Annotated in this window: 9 protein-coding genes; 6 read left to right on the top strand and 3 right to left on the bottom strand. The window is 64.8% G+C overall.

Features of this window, described 5'->3' with window-relative positions; genetic code table 11:
- The first annotated feature begins 176 nt into the window (after positions 1–176).
- The 5 genes from KR541_RS28315 (at position 177) to KR541_RS28295 (ending at position 8,419) form a co-directional block, all read left to right on the top strand.
- On the top strand, positions 177–2,783 hold the full coding sequence (locus KR541_RS28315; RefSeq protein WP_216090016.1) for a circularly permuted type 2 ATP-grasp protein: 2,607 nt from the start codon (positions 177–179) through the stop codon (positions 2,781–2,783).
- Entirely contained in the window at positions 2,777–3,826 is a 1,050-nt protein-coding gene (locus tag KR541_RS28310) for a transglutaminase family protein (protein WP_204384226.1), read from the top strand. The genes KR541_RS28315 and KR541_RS28310 overlap by 7 nt, the downstream gene beginning before the upstream one ends.
- A 455-nt stretch (positions 3,827–4,281) precedes the next feature.
- Positions 4,282–6,453, top strand: a complete 2,172-nt coding sequence (locus tag KR541_RS28305) for a T6SS effector phospholipase Tle3 domain-containing protein (RefSeq protein WP_216090015.1) — start codon at positions 4,282–4,284, stop codon at positions 6,451–6,453.
- Between the two features lie 122 nt (positions 6,454–6,575).
- Positions 6,576–7,919, top strand: a complete 1,344-nt coding sequence (locus tag KR541_RS28300; protein ID WP_124630335.1) for a virulence factor — start codon at positions 6,576–6,578, stop codon at positions 7,917–7,919.
- 227 nt (positions 7,920–8,146) lie between these two features.
- Positions 8,147–8,419 (top strand): hypothetical protein, encoded by a 273-nt coding sequence (locus KR541_RS28295; RefSeq protein WP_089469567.1) that lies wholly within the window; start codon positions 8,147–8,149, stop codon positions 8,417–8,419.
- Positions 8,420–8,480: 61 nt separating this feature from the next.
- Here KR541_RS28295 and pip read toward each other — a convergent pair whose 3' ends face one another.
- Positions 8,481–9,413, bottom strand: coding sequence for a prolyl aminopeptidase (gene pip / locus KR541_RS28290; RefSeq protein ID WP_089489268.1), 933 nt, complete (start codon positions 9,411–9,413; stop codon positions 8,481–8,483).
- 327 nt (positions 9,414–9,740) lie between these two features.
- Here pip and KR541_RS28285 point away from each other — a divergent pair, with 327 nt between their 5' ends.
- On the top strand, positions 9,741–10,892 hold the full coding sequence (locus tag KR541_RS28285) for an acyltransferase family protein (RefSeq protein WP_050010752.1): 1,152 nt from the start codon (positions 9,741–9,743) through the stop codon (positions 10,890–10,892).
- A 27-nt stretch (positions 10,893–10,919) separates the two neighbouring features.
- On the opposite strand, the gene KR541_RS28280 is transcribed toward KR541_RS28285, so the two are convergent.
- Complete coding sequence (locus KR541_RS28280) at positions 10,920–11,738, bottom strand: PA3715 family protein (protein ID WP_216089941.1); 819 nt, start codon at positions 11,736–11,738, stop codon at positions 10,920–10,922.
- Between the two features lie 552 nt (positions 11,739–12,290).
- Positions 12,291–13,223, bottom strand: a complete 933-nt coding sequence (locus KR541_RS28275) for a hypothetical protein (protein WP_148093088.1) — start codon at positions 13,221–13,223, stop codon at positions 12,291–12,293.
- Positions 13,224–13,412 lie beyond the last annotated feature (189 nt).

Genomic DNA, 13,412 nt, shown 5'->3' with positions numbered 1-13,412 from the left:
GACCGCCCGGCGCATCGGCCGGTCGCGGCCCCGCCGGAATGCTAGGATGCGGGCAGAATGCGGTTCCGCACTGCGGCTTGCCGCCTGAATGGCGGCGCGCATGCGCGGCCGCACCCTGACGACGGAACGACATCGTGCCGCCCATTGACCTCGACCATCTCGCCGCCCTCGACGCGATGCCCACGCTTTTCGATACCGGCGCGCAGCCGGACGCCGCCGAACTGGCCGCCGCGCTCGCGGCGCCGGCCGCCGCCGGCCGCTACGACGAACTGCGCGGCAGCGCGGCCGGCCTGCACGCGCCTGCGCTGGCGCCCGCGTGGCGCAGCTTCTTCACGTCGATCGGCAGCGACGGCGTGGCCGACCTCGACCGCCGCGCCGACGCGCTGCACCGGCGCATGCGCGAGAACGGCCTGTTCTACCAGTTGCACGAGCAGCGCGCCGGCGACGGCGCGGTCGGCCCGTGGTCGCTCGACCTGCTGCCGCTGATCGTCACGCCCGAGGACTGGGTCGGGATCGAGCGTGGCGTGCTGCAGCGCGTGCGGCTGCTCAATGCGACGCTGGCCGACCTGTACGGGCCGCAGACGATCCTGCAGCGCGGGCTGCTGCCGCCCGCGCTCGTGACCGGCCACCCCGGGTATCTGCGTGCGATGCGCGGCGCGCGCGTGCCGGGCGATACGTGGCTGCACGTCGTCGCGTTCGATCTCGCGCGCGGCCCGGACGGCCAATGGCGGATCGTCGCGCAGCACACGCAGGGCCCGGCCGGGCTCGGCTACCTGCTCGAGAACCGGCTGATCGTGTCGCGGCTCTTTCCGCGCGGGTTTCGCGGGCTGCGCGTGCAGCGGCTTGCGTCCGCGTACCGCGCGCTGCTGCAGAGCATGCAGTCGCTCAGCCCTGCCGCGAAGAGTTCGCGGATCGTGCTGCTGACGCCGGGGCCGCACAGCGCGACCTATTTCGAGCATGCGTATCTCGCGCGCTATCTCGGCCTCACGCTCGTCGAAGGCGGCGACCTGACCGCGCGCGACAACCGCGTGTTCCTGAAGACGCTGAGCGGGCTCGAACCGGTGCACGGCATCCTGCGGCGCGTCGACGATGCGTGGCTCGATCCGCTCGAACTGCGGCCCGATTCGATGCTCGGCGTGCCGGGGCTGTTGCAGGCCGTGCGCGCGGGCAACGTGCTGCTCGCGAACGCGCCGGGCTCGGGCTTCCTCGAGTCGCCGGCGATGCTCGGCTTCATGCCGCGTCTCGCGGAAGCGCTGCTCGGCGAAACGCTGACGCTGCCGGCCGTGCATTCGTGGTGGTGCGGCGAGGCGGCCGCGTGCGACGACGCGCTGCCGCAGCTCGCGCGCGGCATCGTGAAGGCATCCTATCCACCCGACGTGCAGGAAGGCGGTGCATTCGAACCGGTGATCGGCGCGCGGCTCACGCAGGCGCAACTGGCGGAATGGCGCGCGCGGATTCTCGCGCAGCCCGAACACTACACGGTGCAGGCCGACCTGCCGCTGTCGCAGGCGCCGACCTGGCCGCGGCCCGACGCGCCCGACGGCAACGACAGCGCGCGCATCGTGCCGAAGCCGCTGCTGCTGCGCGTGTTCGCGCTCGCCGACGGCGCGCAGCGCTGGCGGCTTCTGCCGGGCGGGCTGTCGCGGGTCGGCACGCGCGACGCGCTGTTCAACGCGCCGATGCCGCGCGGCGGCAGCACCGTCGACACGTGGGTGATGACCGAGGGCATCGTCGATTCGACGACGCTGCTGCAGACGCATCTCGGTCCCGACGACCTCGTCGAGCGGCCGCGCGCGATCGCGAGCCGCGCGGCCGAGAACCTGTTCTGGCTCGGCCGCTACACCGAGCGCGCGACCAACCTGATGCGCCTCGCGCGCGCCGCGCTCGAACGGCTGCGCGGCGAAGACGACGTCGACAGTCCCGCGCATCTGGAACTGATCGACACGTTGTGCCGGGACACCGGGCTGATCGCGGCCGATGCGCCGCACGCCGTCGATGCGCCGCGCGCGTTCCAGCATGAGCTGGCGACGTCGCTGACGCGCGGCGCCGACCGCACGTCGGGGATCGCGTCGTGCCTGTTCGGCATGCGCGGCGCGGCTGCCGCGATCCGCGAACGGCTGTCGAGCGATCAGTGGCGGCTGATCGACGACGCGACCCAACTGTTCGCCGACAGCGCAGGACAGCAGGAAGCGGAGGAGCAGGTCGGCAACGACGCGCTGCAGTTGCTCGAGCGCCTCGGCCTGCTGCTCGGCGCGATCACCGGTGCGCAGACCGACAACATGACGCGCGACGACGGCTGGCGATTGCTGTCGATCGGCCGGCAGATCGACCGGCTCGACTTCCTGTGCAGCGTACTGAAGTTCGCGTTCGACGAAGGCGCCGTGCATCGGCAGGACGGCTTCGAGCTCGTGCTCGAACTGTTCGACAGCACGATCACGTTCCGCTCGCGCTTCCAGCGCGGCTTCGACGTCGCGCCGCTGCTGTCGCTCGTCGTGCTCGATACCGACAACCCGCGCTCGCTCGGCTGGGTCGTGCAGGCGCTGCGCGGCCGGCTGACGAAGGTCGAACGCGGCGAAGGCTATGCGCTGTCGGAACTGGCCGAGACGGTTCCGGACATCCCCGCGTGGTCGCTGCACGAGCTGTGCGAGACCGCCGAAGACGGCCGACACGACAAGCTGCTCGCCGCGCTCGACACGACGGTAAAGACCGTCTGGGAGCTGTCGAACCGGATCGGCGAGCGCTATTTCAGCCACGTGCGCGAGGCGGGCAGGACGCTATGGTGACGACGAAAGGCGCACCGAAAACCCCGGCTGGTTCCGGCAACGCACGGCAGGCGCCGCCCTCGGCTCCGGCCGCGACGGGTGCGCCGGCCGCCGTCGCACCGGGCCGGTTGCTGCGTGTCACGCACGACACCGAATACCGTTATGCGGCGCGCGTCGAATCCGCGCAGCACCAGGCACGCCTGCAACCGCTCGCGACGCCGCGCCAGCAGGTGCTGTCGTTCTCGCTCGACATCGAACCCGCACCGGAATCGGTTTGTACCGAAGTCGACGCGTTCGGCAATGCACGTGCGTCGTTCGCGCTGAACCTGCCGCACGACACGTTGCTGGTGCGCAGCCGCAGCACCGTGCGCGTGACGCCGCCCGTGTGGTCGCTCGGCGCGCGCGGCGCGCCGCCGCCTGCGATCGCGAACCCGGACGCCGCGCATGCCACCGCATGGGAGGCCGTGCGCGACCGCCTGCGGTTTCGCGCGGGGCAGCCTTACGACCCGGCGAGCGAATTCGTGTTCGCGTCGCCGCACGTGGCGTGCGACCCGGAACTCGCCGCATACGCGGCCGCGAGCTTCACGTCGCAACGGCCGCTCGTGCAGGCGGCATGGGACCTGATGCGGCGCGTGCATGCCGATTTCGCGTACACGCCGAACAGCACCGACATCACGACGTCGGCGCTCGACGCGCTGCGGTTGCGCAAGGGCGTGTGCCAGGATTTCGCGCACGTGATGATCGGCGCGCTGCGCTCGCTCGGGCTGGCCGCGCGTTACGTCAGCGGCTACCTGCTCACGCAGCCGCCGCCGGGCCAGCCGCGGCTGATCGGCGCCGACGCTTCGCATGCGTGGGTCGAGGTTTACGACCCCGCGTGGCCCGAGGACAACGGATGGCTGCAACTCGATCCCACCAACGATCGTGCGCCCGGCGACGACTACGTGATGCTGTCGGTCGGCCGCGATTATGCCGACGTGACGCCGCTGCGCGGCGTGATCCGCGGCGGCGGCGCGGATCAGGAGCTGAAGGTCGGCGTGACGGTCGAGCCGCTCGATGCCGATTGACGCGGGTTCGCCGATCGGAGCGGTCGTTTGTTGATCGCGTGTCTGCAGACGCGTACGTTCGTGACGGCTGCGAACCGGACGGTCCATGCGCGCGGCTCGGAAGACACTTCGTACTCGACCGTGAGACATGACCGGAAAGTCACGTGTCATTCTGTTCGATTGAGTCGGACGAGTTCAATTCTGTAGGAAAAGAGAAAACTGCACTTGTGCGCTGGTGCCCGGATTTCCGATGATCCGGATCTGCGTTCACGTCGCGTCAGCCTGAACGGCTGGCGGCGGAACGGCAGCAAAACACCAAATCGCGCGCAGGAGCCAGGGTGACGCAGCTTTATCCGGATCATCGATCGGCGATGGATGAACCCGTCGCACGGTCGATCGATGCCACCGAGTCGGACAGCACCGGAACGCCACGCAAGCCTCCACCGATTGTCGTCGGCCGAGGCGACGGGGTGTCGATGTGGACGAAAGACACTCGGCTGATCTGCATCAAGCAAATGCCGTTGCCCGGTATCGTCATCTTCGTCCATGGCGTGAACTCCGAAGGCGAATGGTTCGAAGCCGCCGAGCAGGGGCTGTGCGATGGCCTGAATCGCCGGCTCGGCCGGCTGGACGATCAATTGATGTATCACGGCATCGACGCCGGGCAATTGGTGCCGGCGAAGTACACGGAAAGCGTGACGCCGGATGGGTTTGTGAATCCGAAGCTGCTTGCGGACAACTACGTCAAGCCTGATCCGTCGTTCTCGCCCGTCATTCATTTCCGATGGGGCTATCGGGCAACCGCCGCAGAGCTGAAAGAGTACGGCGACAAGATTTTCCTGAACGAGAAGGACTATTGGGGCGGTGGTCCGTTCACGAACGGCTGCGCGAGCCTGCCCGATCTCTGGCACGGCGGCCTCGACGACCGCGCGGCCGGGTGGCTGACCGTCCAGGGGATCAACCCGACCAACCGGCCGCTGTATCGCGCGCCGCCCCGCGCATATGGCGTGCTCGCGGCGTTGCGCCTTGCGAGGCTGATCGAGTCGATTCGCCGCATGCAGGCCGACGTGCCGATTACCGTCGTATGCCATAGCCAGGGCAACATCGTGGGCCTGACGGCGGCGTTCTTCGGCGATGCACTGCCCGATGTCGAAGATCCGTGGGGACGTAGCGGGCATTGCGTGGCGGATGCCTACGTACTGGCGAATGCGCCGTACAGCCTTGCGCGCGCAGACGGCCCGAATCCATCCGATACGTTCATGGATACCTGGTCGCAACGCGCGACCAGGGACGGCAGCGGTCGTCGCGGACGGCAGACCTACGCCGCGCGCACGAAAACGTTCGGCAAGTTTCTGTCGATCATCGGCACGCGCAAAACCTACGAACTGCCCGCCGGCAAGATCGATGAAGACATGGCCAACGAACGGGTATCACCGACCAGCAAGCGGTCTTATGCGGCACAAGAGGATCGGGCTCGCCACGGCCTGAACGAATCGACTTATGGTCGCGTCACCGCGTATTGCTGTCCACACGACCAGGTGATTTCGGCGGTCACGGTTCAAGGCATCGGCTGGCGCGGCATCGACGAGAACGAGCTGAACGATATCAGCGTCCCCGACGTGCTGACGCAGCGCGTCTTTGCCTCCGGCTTCCAGGTTGGCGTGCAGGAGCGCTATCACTATTGGGAAGATGACTGGCGGCATGGCAAAAAGGGAACGACGTCGGGATTTTGGTATCCGCCTTCGCCACCTGCCAAGTTCAACCTCATCGGTGCGCTCAAAGGGAACGAAAGTGTCTGGGGCGTGGCGGCTACGCTTGCAACCGCGCCGCTGATGTTTGTCGTGACCGGGTTCAGCTCGGCATTGAATATGTTCCGCGTGAACGCCGATCCGCCGGAGCGCTGGGCCGTGGTGGCGGACGCGCCGGCGCTCGACGAACCGTTCGCGCCGCAAGCGTTGCGTTTCGGCAAGCCCATCGAAACGAAGGACGGCAATGCGACAAGCGACTTCAACGAAGGCAACGATCCGCCGGCCGCATGGCGCGACGCAAGCAAGAGCGAGGCAGACAAGCGTGCGGACGATCCTTACGATCAGTACGAGGCGAAGAACGCGGACAGTGTCGCGCAAGGGACGGCAGAGAGCGAAGCCGGACAGCGTTACGAGGACCGCGCGCTGATGCGGATGGAGGCGCGGCGAACGCTGAATACGGAATGGCTCGATGGTAATGGCCACGTGATCGGCGAGGACGGCAAGAGCGAAATGCCGGAGGGCTACAAGGAATGGCGCGACAAGCAGATTGTCGATTGGCTCGATCGTGGCTCGACCAACAGCCCGACGAATCACTCCACGACGATGACCAATCCGAAGCACGCCGAAAAGGCGCTTGCGTACGATGTGGCGATCGGGGTTTCCTATCTGACGCCGGATCAACTCTACGACTTGCGGATCGAGGCGGATTGGCGGATGGGGGACGGCATTCCCAATGGCAATCCGAACAAGAAGTACTACGACTATTTTGCGTCAGGAACGCTCGATAGAACGCCCCTCGATGAATGGGTACGTGCCGAGAAAAGCGAAGGCAAGATTCCCTCCGCGATCGTGGACGAACGCGAAGGACAAGTCTATCTCAAGGTCGGGGGCGCGATTTGAAGATTCTGATTTCTACATGGCCTCGACGTGTCGCCGTTGCGGTCGCAGCGTGGATGATCGCAGCCGTACTGATGGCGCACGTTGAGCAACCCGACTCGACCCAATTCGAAATAGGAGATTGGATGAAGCGATTTGTAGTAGTGCCGAGTCTGATGGCACTCGTGGCGTTTCTGTTCACGACGGCCATGGTCCGTTCGGTGCATTCCGCACCCGCCCCTGAGCCGATAGCGAACGCAGTTCCCGCAGTCGAAGAGCCGGCGAAGCCATTCGTTGCGCAGGTAGTCGGCCTGATTTGGTTGAACCCGTTGCAACGCATGGACTACCCGACAGAATGGCAATTGCTGTGGACGCAAGGGCTTGCCGCACCGAACAAAAGCGATGACATGGTTCGAACCGATCCTAAATCCTTTGCGACGCTTCAATCAATTGGCGCACTGGTGTACGGTAATCGCGGTGAGGAGACATTCAAGGGATTCTATGCCAAGTACATTGATAAATTCATCCTGCTCATACGCACCCGTTATATTAGCAACGCAAAATATTTCTACACGGTGAAGCCCGAGAAGCAAATCGATTGGCGTGAACTCGCTGGTATCCGGGTCGAAATTGCCACTCCACTTCGCCTCGACGCGGCCTATGCCCGATCGCGCATGATCGATCGGATGATGAACTTCTTCGAGATCGGCCCGCCGTCACCCAAGACTTTGTGGAGCCGCGACACGCCTCCCGACGTACAAATCACGCAAGGCGGCCCCAACGCCGGCTTCACATCGCTGAACAACGCATTGGACTACTTGCAGGCGAATCCCGACAAGAGCGTCTGGGTGATGAACTGGGACGCACCCAACTTCCCGCCCACGGATGCACAGATCAACGAGAATCTGGTCGCGCTGTTCCTCGCCGGCCCAGCCTTCAAAACCGAGCGCGAACCGCTCGCCTGGATCGGCAAGGCCGCAACCGGCAATACGCATGATTTTCCGCAGAAGGTCGGCACGACCCGCGCCGTGCAGGCGTGGAAGGCGACCATCGACCAGGCGTCACGCAACGCAGGCGTCGCGGTCCCGGATCTCCATTACATCGTTCACGACGCAGGCAAGGGCAGCGATGCATCGTCGGCACGTCTTGCCTCGCTCTCCCGGACCTTGACCGAAACCCTCCCCGAATACGACCACTCGAAGCAGGCATTCAACACGGCCGCGCTACTCGGCGACATGGGAACCGGCAGCGCATTGACCGACGTCGCGCTCGCGATCGGTCGGATCAATCACTTCGGCGGCAATGCACTCGTCGCTGGCACGACCGATCCGGAGCATCCCGTCGCGGTCGTCGTCCTGCCGCCGTCGACGCTCACGCCGATCGATCCCGACAAGGACTGGTTCCGCGCACGCGGCGGCAACAATGCCTACTTGCCGTGGTGGGGGCGCCGACACGATACGAATTACGGCATGCAGGGCTATTCGTGGTGAGCTCCGCTTGTGCGACGACCGGCCGGTTTGGCACCCCCGATGCGCGTCCCACCAGGGCGCGAGACCCTGCCAACGCTTTAAGTCTTCGTTAATTCTGCACGCCTAGCATGGTGATGCCGGCGAACGGCTCGGACCCCGGTCCGGCGCGCCGGCGGCACGCGCGGGTGCGTCGACGTCACGGCGCCGCGCCGTCGCGCGTCGCCATTTCCCTGCAACGGCGGCAGATCATGATCAAAAACTTCGACTACACGCTCGGCAACGAGACGATCGAGCTTTGTGCGAGCTTCGGCGCGGGTCCGGCATTCCGCCGCGTGCTCGTGAGCCGTGCGGATTCGATGGAAACGCTCGTGGTGCTCGACGCGCGCGGGCTGTCGGGCCTGCTGAAGGTCGCGACCGAAGAACCGGAAGGGCTGCTCGACGACGCGATCCGCAAGGTCGGCGACGAACAGCTCGTCGAGCGGGCGATCAGCGGCCGGACGATCGTCGAAGCGGCGTTGTGATGGGGCGGCGCGTGAGCGTGCCGGCAGGCACGGCAACACGCGCCGCGTCGCGTGACGTCGCTCAGGCGGCGAACCGGTCCGTCGCCGCAACCAGCGCCTCCAGAATCCCCGGCTCGTTGTACGCGTGCCCGGCGCCGGGCACGATTTCGAACGTGGCGTCCGGCCACGCCTTCGACAACTCCCACGCGGTGCGCGCCGGCGTCGCGATGTCGTAGCGGCCCTGCACGATCACGCCAGGGATGCCGGCGAGACGATGCGCGTCGCGCAGCAACTGGCCTTCCTCGACGAAGCCCTTGTTCACGAAGTAGTGGTTTTCGATCCGCGCGAACGCGAGCGCATAGTGGCCGTCCGCGAAGTGCGCGGCGAGCGCGGAATCGGGCAGCAGCGTGATCGTGCGGCCCTCCCAGATGCTCCATGCGCGCGCGGCTTCGAGTTTCGCGGCTTCGTCGTCGCCGGTCAGCCGACGATGGTAGGCGGCCATCAGGTCGCCGCGCTCGGCTTCCGGAATCGGCGCGAGGAAGTCTTCCCAGTGATCGGGGAACAGCCACGACGCGCCGTCCTGGTAGTACCACAGCAATTCCGCGCGACGCATCGTGAAGATGCCGCGCACGATCAGCGCGCTCACGCGTTCCGGATGGGTTTCCGCATACGCGATCGCCAGTGCGCTGCCCCACGAGCCGCCGAACACGAGCCATTGATCGGCACCGACCATCTCGCGCAGGCGCTCGATATCGGCGACCAGATCCCACGTCGTGTTGTTCTCGAGGCTCGCGTGCGGCGTCGAGCGGCCGCAGCCGCGCTGATCGAACAGCAGGATGTCGTAGCGCTCGGGATCGAACAGGCGGCGATGGTCGGGACCGCAGCCGGCGCCGGGGCCGCCGTGCAGGAACACGGCGGGCTTGCCGGCCGGGTTGCCGCAGCGCTCCCAATAGATGCGATGGCCGTCGCCGGTGTCGAGGTGGCCGTGGGCGTAAGGTTCGATCGGTGGATACACAGGCAGACTCCGGGTGAGGGTCGACAGGAGGCGGACGAGGCGCGGACCGGTGCGCGGGCGGGGTACGGGACTGCGTGGATTGCTGCGCCGCAAAAGTCGTTGCGTGGGCATCGGACCGGCCGCCGCCGGACAAGGATTGTCATTATGCCCATTCGTCGCGCCGGACGTTGACCCGCCGGGAAGCAGCGTCGCCGGCGGTGTGAGTCACGCGGATTTTTGAAGTAATTTCATTCCGATATTTTTCATACAAAATCCGGCGACAGGTCGGCGGGCTGATCGGACGCCGACCCATTCCCGCTCCTTCACCGTGCCAACGGAAACCAGCCGATGAACCATCGCGTCACGCAGTTGACCGGGTTGCGCGCCGTCGCGGTCGCGATGGTCGTCGTCGGTCATGCCGAGCATGTGCTACCCGGCGGCTATACCGGCTGGTACGCGCCGTTGCGGCTGATCGCCGACGGCCGGCTCGGCGTGCTGATCTTCTTCGTGCTGAGCGGTTTCCTGATCACCAACGTGCTGCGCGCCGAGTTCGCGCGCACGGGCGGCATCGCGCTGACGTCGTTCTACGTGCGCCGTGCGCTGCGGATCTGGCCGGCCTGCTACGTGTATCTCGCGGCGGTGGCGATCGTCGCGTTCGCCGGCGGGTTCGATGTCGACCGCCGGCAGTGGCTCTATGCGGCGCTGCACCTGTGGAATTACTCGGCGTGGTTCGGGCTGACCGGGGACAACGCGCTGCATCCGGACGGCGCGTGGTACCTCGGCCATTTCTGGTCGCTCGCGCTCGAGGAGCAGTTCTACTGGTTCTGGCCGCTGCTGTTCGTGTTCGGCATCCGCCGCACCGGCACGCGCTGGCTGGCCGCGCTGATCCTGATCGTGCCGCTGGTCCGTGCGACCACGTATTTCCTCGCGCCCGCGCTGCGCGGCCAGCTCGGGATGATGCTGCATACGGGTATCGATCCGATCCTGATCGGCTGCTATGCGTCGCTCAACCGCGAACGGCTCGAAGCGTGGATCGGCTCGTGGCGCGGCGAGGCGCGCATCGTGACGGCGCTCGTGTTCGTCGTGCTGCTCGGCATGCCGCTCGCCGAACACCGGCTCGGCGGCTTCTGGAATGCGACGTACGGCGTGACGCTCGAAGCCGCGCTGATCGCGATCGTGATCGTCGTGCTGAATTTCCGCAGCGAGTTCTGGTGCGCGCGGTGGTTGCGCGCCGGGCCGGTGGTGTTCGTCGGCACGATCTCGTTCAGTCTTTATCTGTGGCAGCAGCCTTTTGCGAATCCGGATCTGCCGGTGCCGCATGGGTTTCCGCTGGGCATCGTATGGGCGCTGATTGCCGCGACCGCCAGCTATTTCCTCGTCGAAAAGCCGTTCCTGCGGCTGAAGGATCGCTATTCGGCGCGCGAGGCGCGACGCGTGCGGGACGACGCGTTGCGGAGGCCGGCGCCGACCGATGCGATCGGGCCGAAGGTGGTGGAATAGGTGGGCGGGGCGGTGATTCGCGTGGCCTTACTTGAAGCGCTTCTTCGAGGCGGGTGAATACCAGAAGTCGCGGAACATATCGATTCCATACGACTTGCCGTCGTATTTGACGATCGTGCGCATGGTACGTTTCCCGGTGGCCGAGCCATTGTCGTCGTCGCTTTCCATATCGGTGACGTGCGCCGTAATCGATAGATCCGCGAAACCGTTGTGAGACGTTTTCTCGACAGCAATCGTCATGTGCGCAGATTCACTACGCAAGTCGCTCGTGTCGGGGCCGCAAGCGGTGCCCGTGGTGGCTACCCAGCCATGGAGATTTGTACCGAACACCGGCCGGAGGCGGGCGCCGTCGCGAATCCACAGCGTCAGGTCGTTCTCGGGGTATGCGTCCACGCAACTTGGCCCGCGCGCGCTGCTGGTAAACACGACGCCGAACGCACGCACGTCGGGTGACAAACGGTAGGGCGCCGTGTCGATGCGGTAGCTGTTCTCGCCGATCTCAGTCGCCGCATCCTCTTCGACCACCGACCGATCGGCCGCCACGACCTTGCCGCCCTCGACGAGCGCGACGACCTGCAACTTGTCGCTTTCGTCCGGGTTCTTGCTCTTCGGAAGCGAATCGAACGCGACGGCCGCGATCGTCGTTTGCGGCGCGTTCGGCATGGCCTTGCACGACGACGCGACGACGAGCCGGTCCGCGTCGCGCGTGGCGATGCGTGCGCTCGCGATGCCGGCCCAGCGGGCGATGGCTGTGACGGTTTCGTCGCTGCAAGGCAGGCTGTCGGCGGCGTGGGCGAAGGGTGCGGCGGCGAGCGCCAGCAGCGGGGCGAAACGCAGAATTCTCATTGTCACGATCGGAAATGGTTCTTCGTAGATGTTCGTGGGTGTCGCCTACAGACTGCGGACATGGGCCTGTCAGAAATTTCGTGTTTAAGGCATAACATGCTCTCAAGGAGAGTGTATGCCTCGCAAACCGAAAGCCCAGCCGGTGGAGCTGCCGGCGATTCCGGCCGGATACAAATCCAATTTGTGAGGCGGCACAACCGCCCTCGCAGCGCCTCGGCCGCTCAATCAGTTCATGTCCCGTCGCGTTCGGCATTGCGAGGACGGGAAGGACCATCTGGTACCGCTACTGCTCGAACTCTCAGAGCCGCTCAAAGACAGGACCTGTCGCGTACGGTCTCCGATTATCCGTTAGGTCCGGTTCAGGCTAATACAAATGTCGCGGAGAGGAGCAAGGGCGACGCCTGCAGTGTGCGGTCGTCCTGACTTCCCGGGTCTCGTGACCTCGCATCGGCAAGATGCTTAGATTTCCCCCGCTTTTCTGCCGCTATGTAAAAGGAATGACTCTGACTTCGTAGCCAGCAGCCCCCCAAGTTTCCAATCACCGTCGCTGTTTCAAAGTTTCGAAAGATCAGGGGAAACCGAGAGAAGTCTACTTATGCGCCATGCCCGGCGGTATGCCGCGCACCAGAACTCGAAAACGAAATTTTTTGCGAAGTCATGCTGTTGCGCTGGCGGAATCGGCCGGGATGGGAGTCCTTGGATCATGTTCTCAATTACTGCTACCGCATGAACCATATTTGCGACTTCGCGCTTCCGACCAACGACAATCAACCAGGTCGAGCAACCAAACCAAAGCGCAAACAGTGTGGTGTTGCCGACCGTGGCGATCTGCGATCCATAGCGCTGGATGAATGACTGATGGCTGTTTTCTGAATCCAGATAGTGCTGATATGCGAACGGCCTAGCGGAGACGCCGGCAGCATTTGTTGAGACCATCACCTCGGGCGCCGAAGCCCCTTTGAAATAGAGAAGAAGCGTTCGCGAAGGCGCGAACGCTTCAGTGCGGTTGATGCTCTTCAGAGGAAGGGAGATTGAAAGCGTCCCATGCTTGACAGTCTGCGTGATATTCTTCTCGGCGTCGAAATCCTCCGCAGGACCATTTCCGATACGAAAGGTTTGTAGCACCGGCGGAGCGTCATCTCGCGCTGTCGCATCGATCTGAAGATCCACACTAGCGATATCGCGCGCGCTGAAATTCTGCAGATCGACTTTGACAAGGCTCAGAGCCTTAAGAGAGTTCCCCTTCTCATCTTTGTACAACAGCGTAACGCCAGGAATCTGAAAGAACCCCGTCACGTTGTTTTCTTTCACTATCTGGAAGTCAACATACCGCGTCGCTTGGTCACTCGCTGATGACGCTAGGTTCGCGTACATAGTCGAATAGTATGTGCCGATTGCGGCGAGCACGGCTGATAGGGCTATCGAGATCAGAAAAGTTGCCTTCGACTTCCATGAAGATGGCGCAACTGCGTTAGGCGTCGACATAACTGTCCCCAAACACGTTATTACGGCACGCCGCAAAAAATCTTTAGGGTGTTCCAACAGACGGCCTACTTGCGCCGGCTCGACTGTCGACGAATCACGGGTGGCTGTCGAACGTCCGCTTCTGGCAGCCGACTACCGGCAGCGTGTCCGGTGTCCCCCGAGATCTGCGAAGAATAAAAAAAGGCCCTC

Origin of the sequence: Burkholderia sola, assembly GCF_905400185.1 — a bacterium.
Classification (GTDB): domain Bacteria; phylum Pseudomonadota; class Gammaproteobacteria; order Burkholderiales; family Burkholderiaceae; genus Burkholderia; species Burkholderia sola.
The sequence above is the reverse complement of the archived record's forward strand: the minus strand, read 5'-3'. Positions and strand labels throughout refer to the sequence as shown.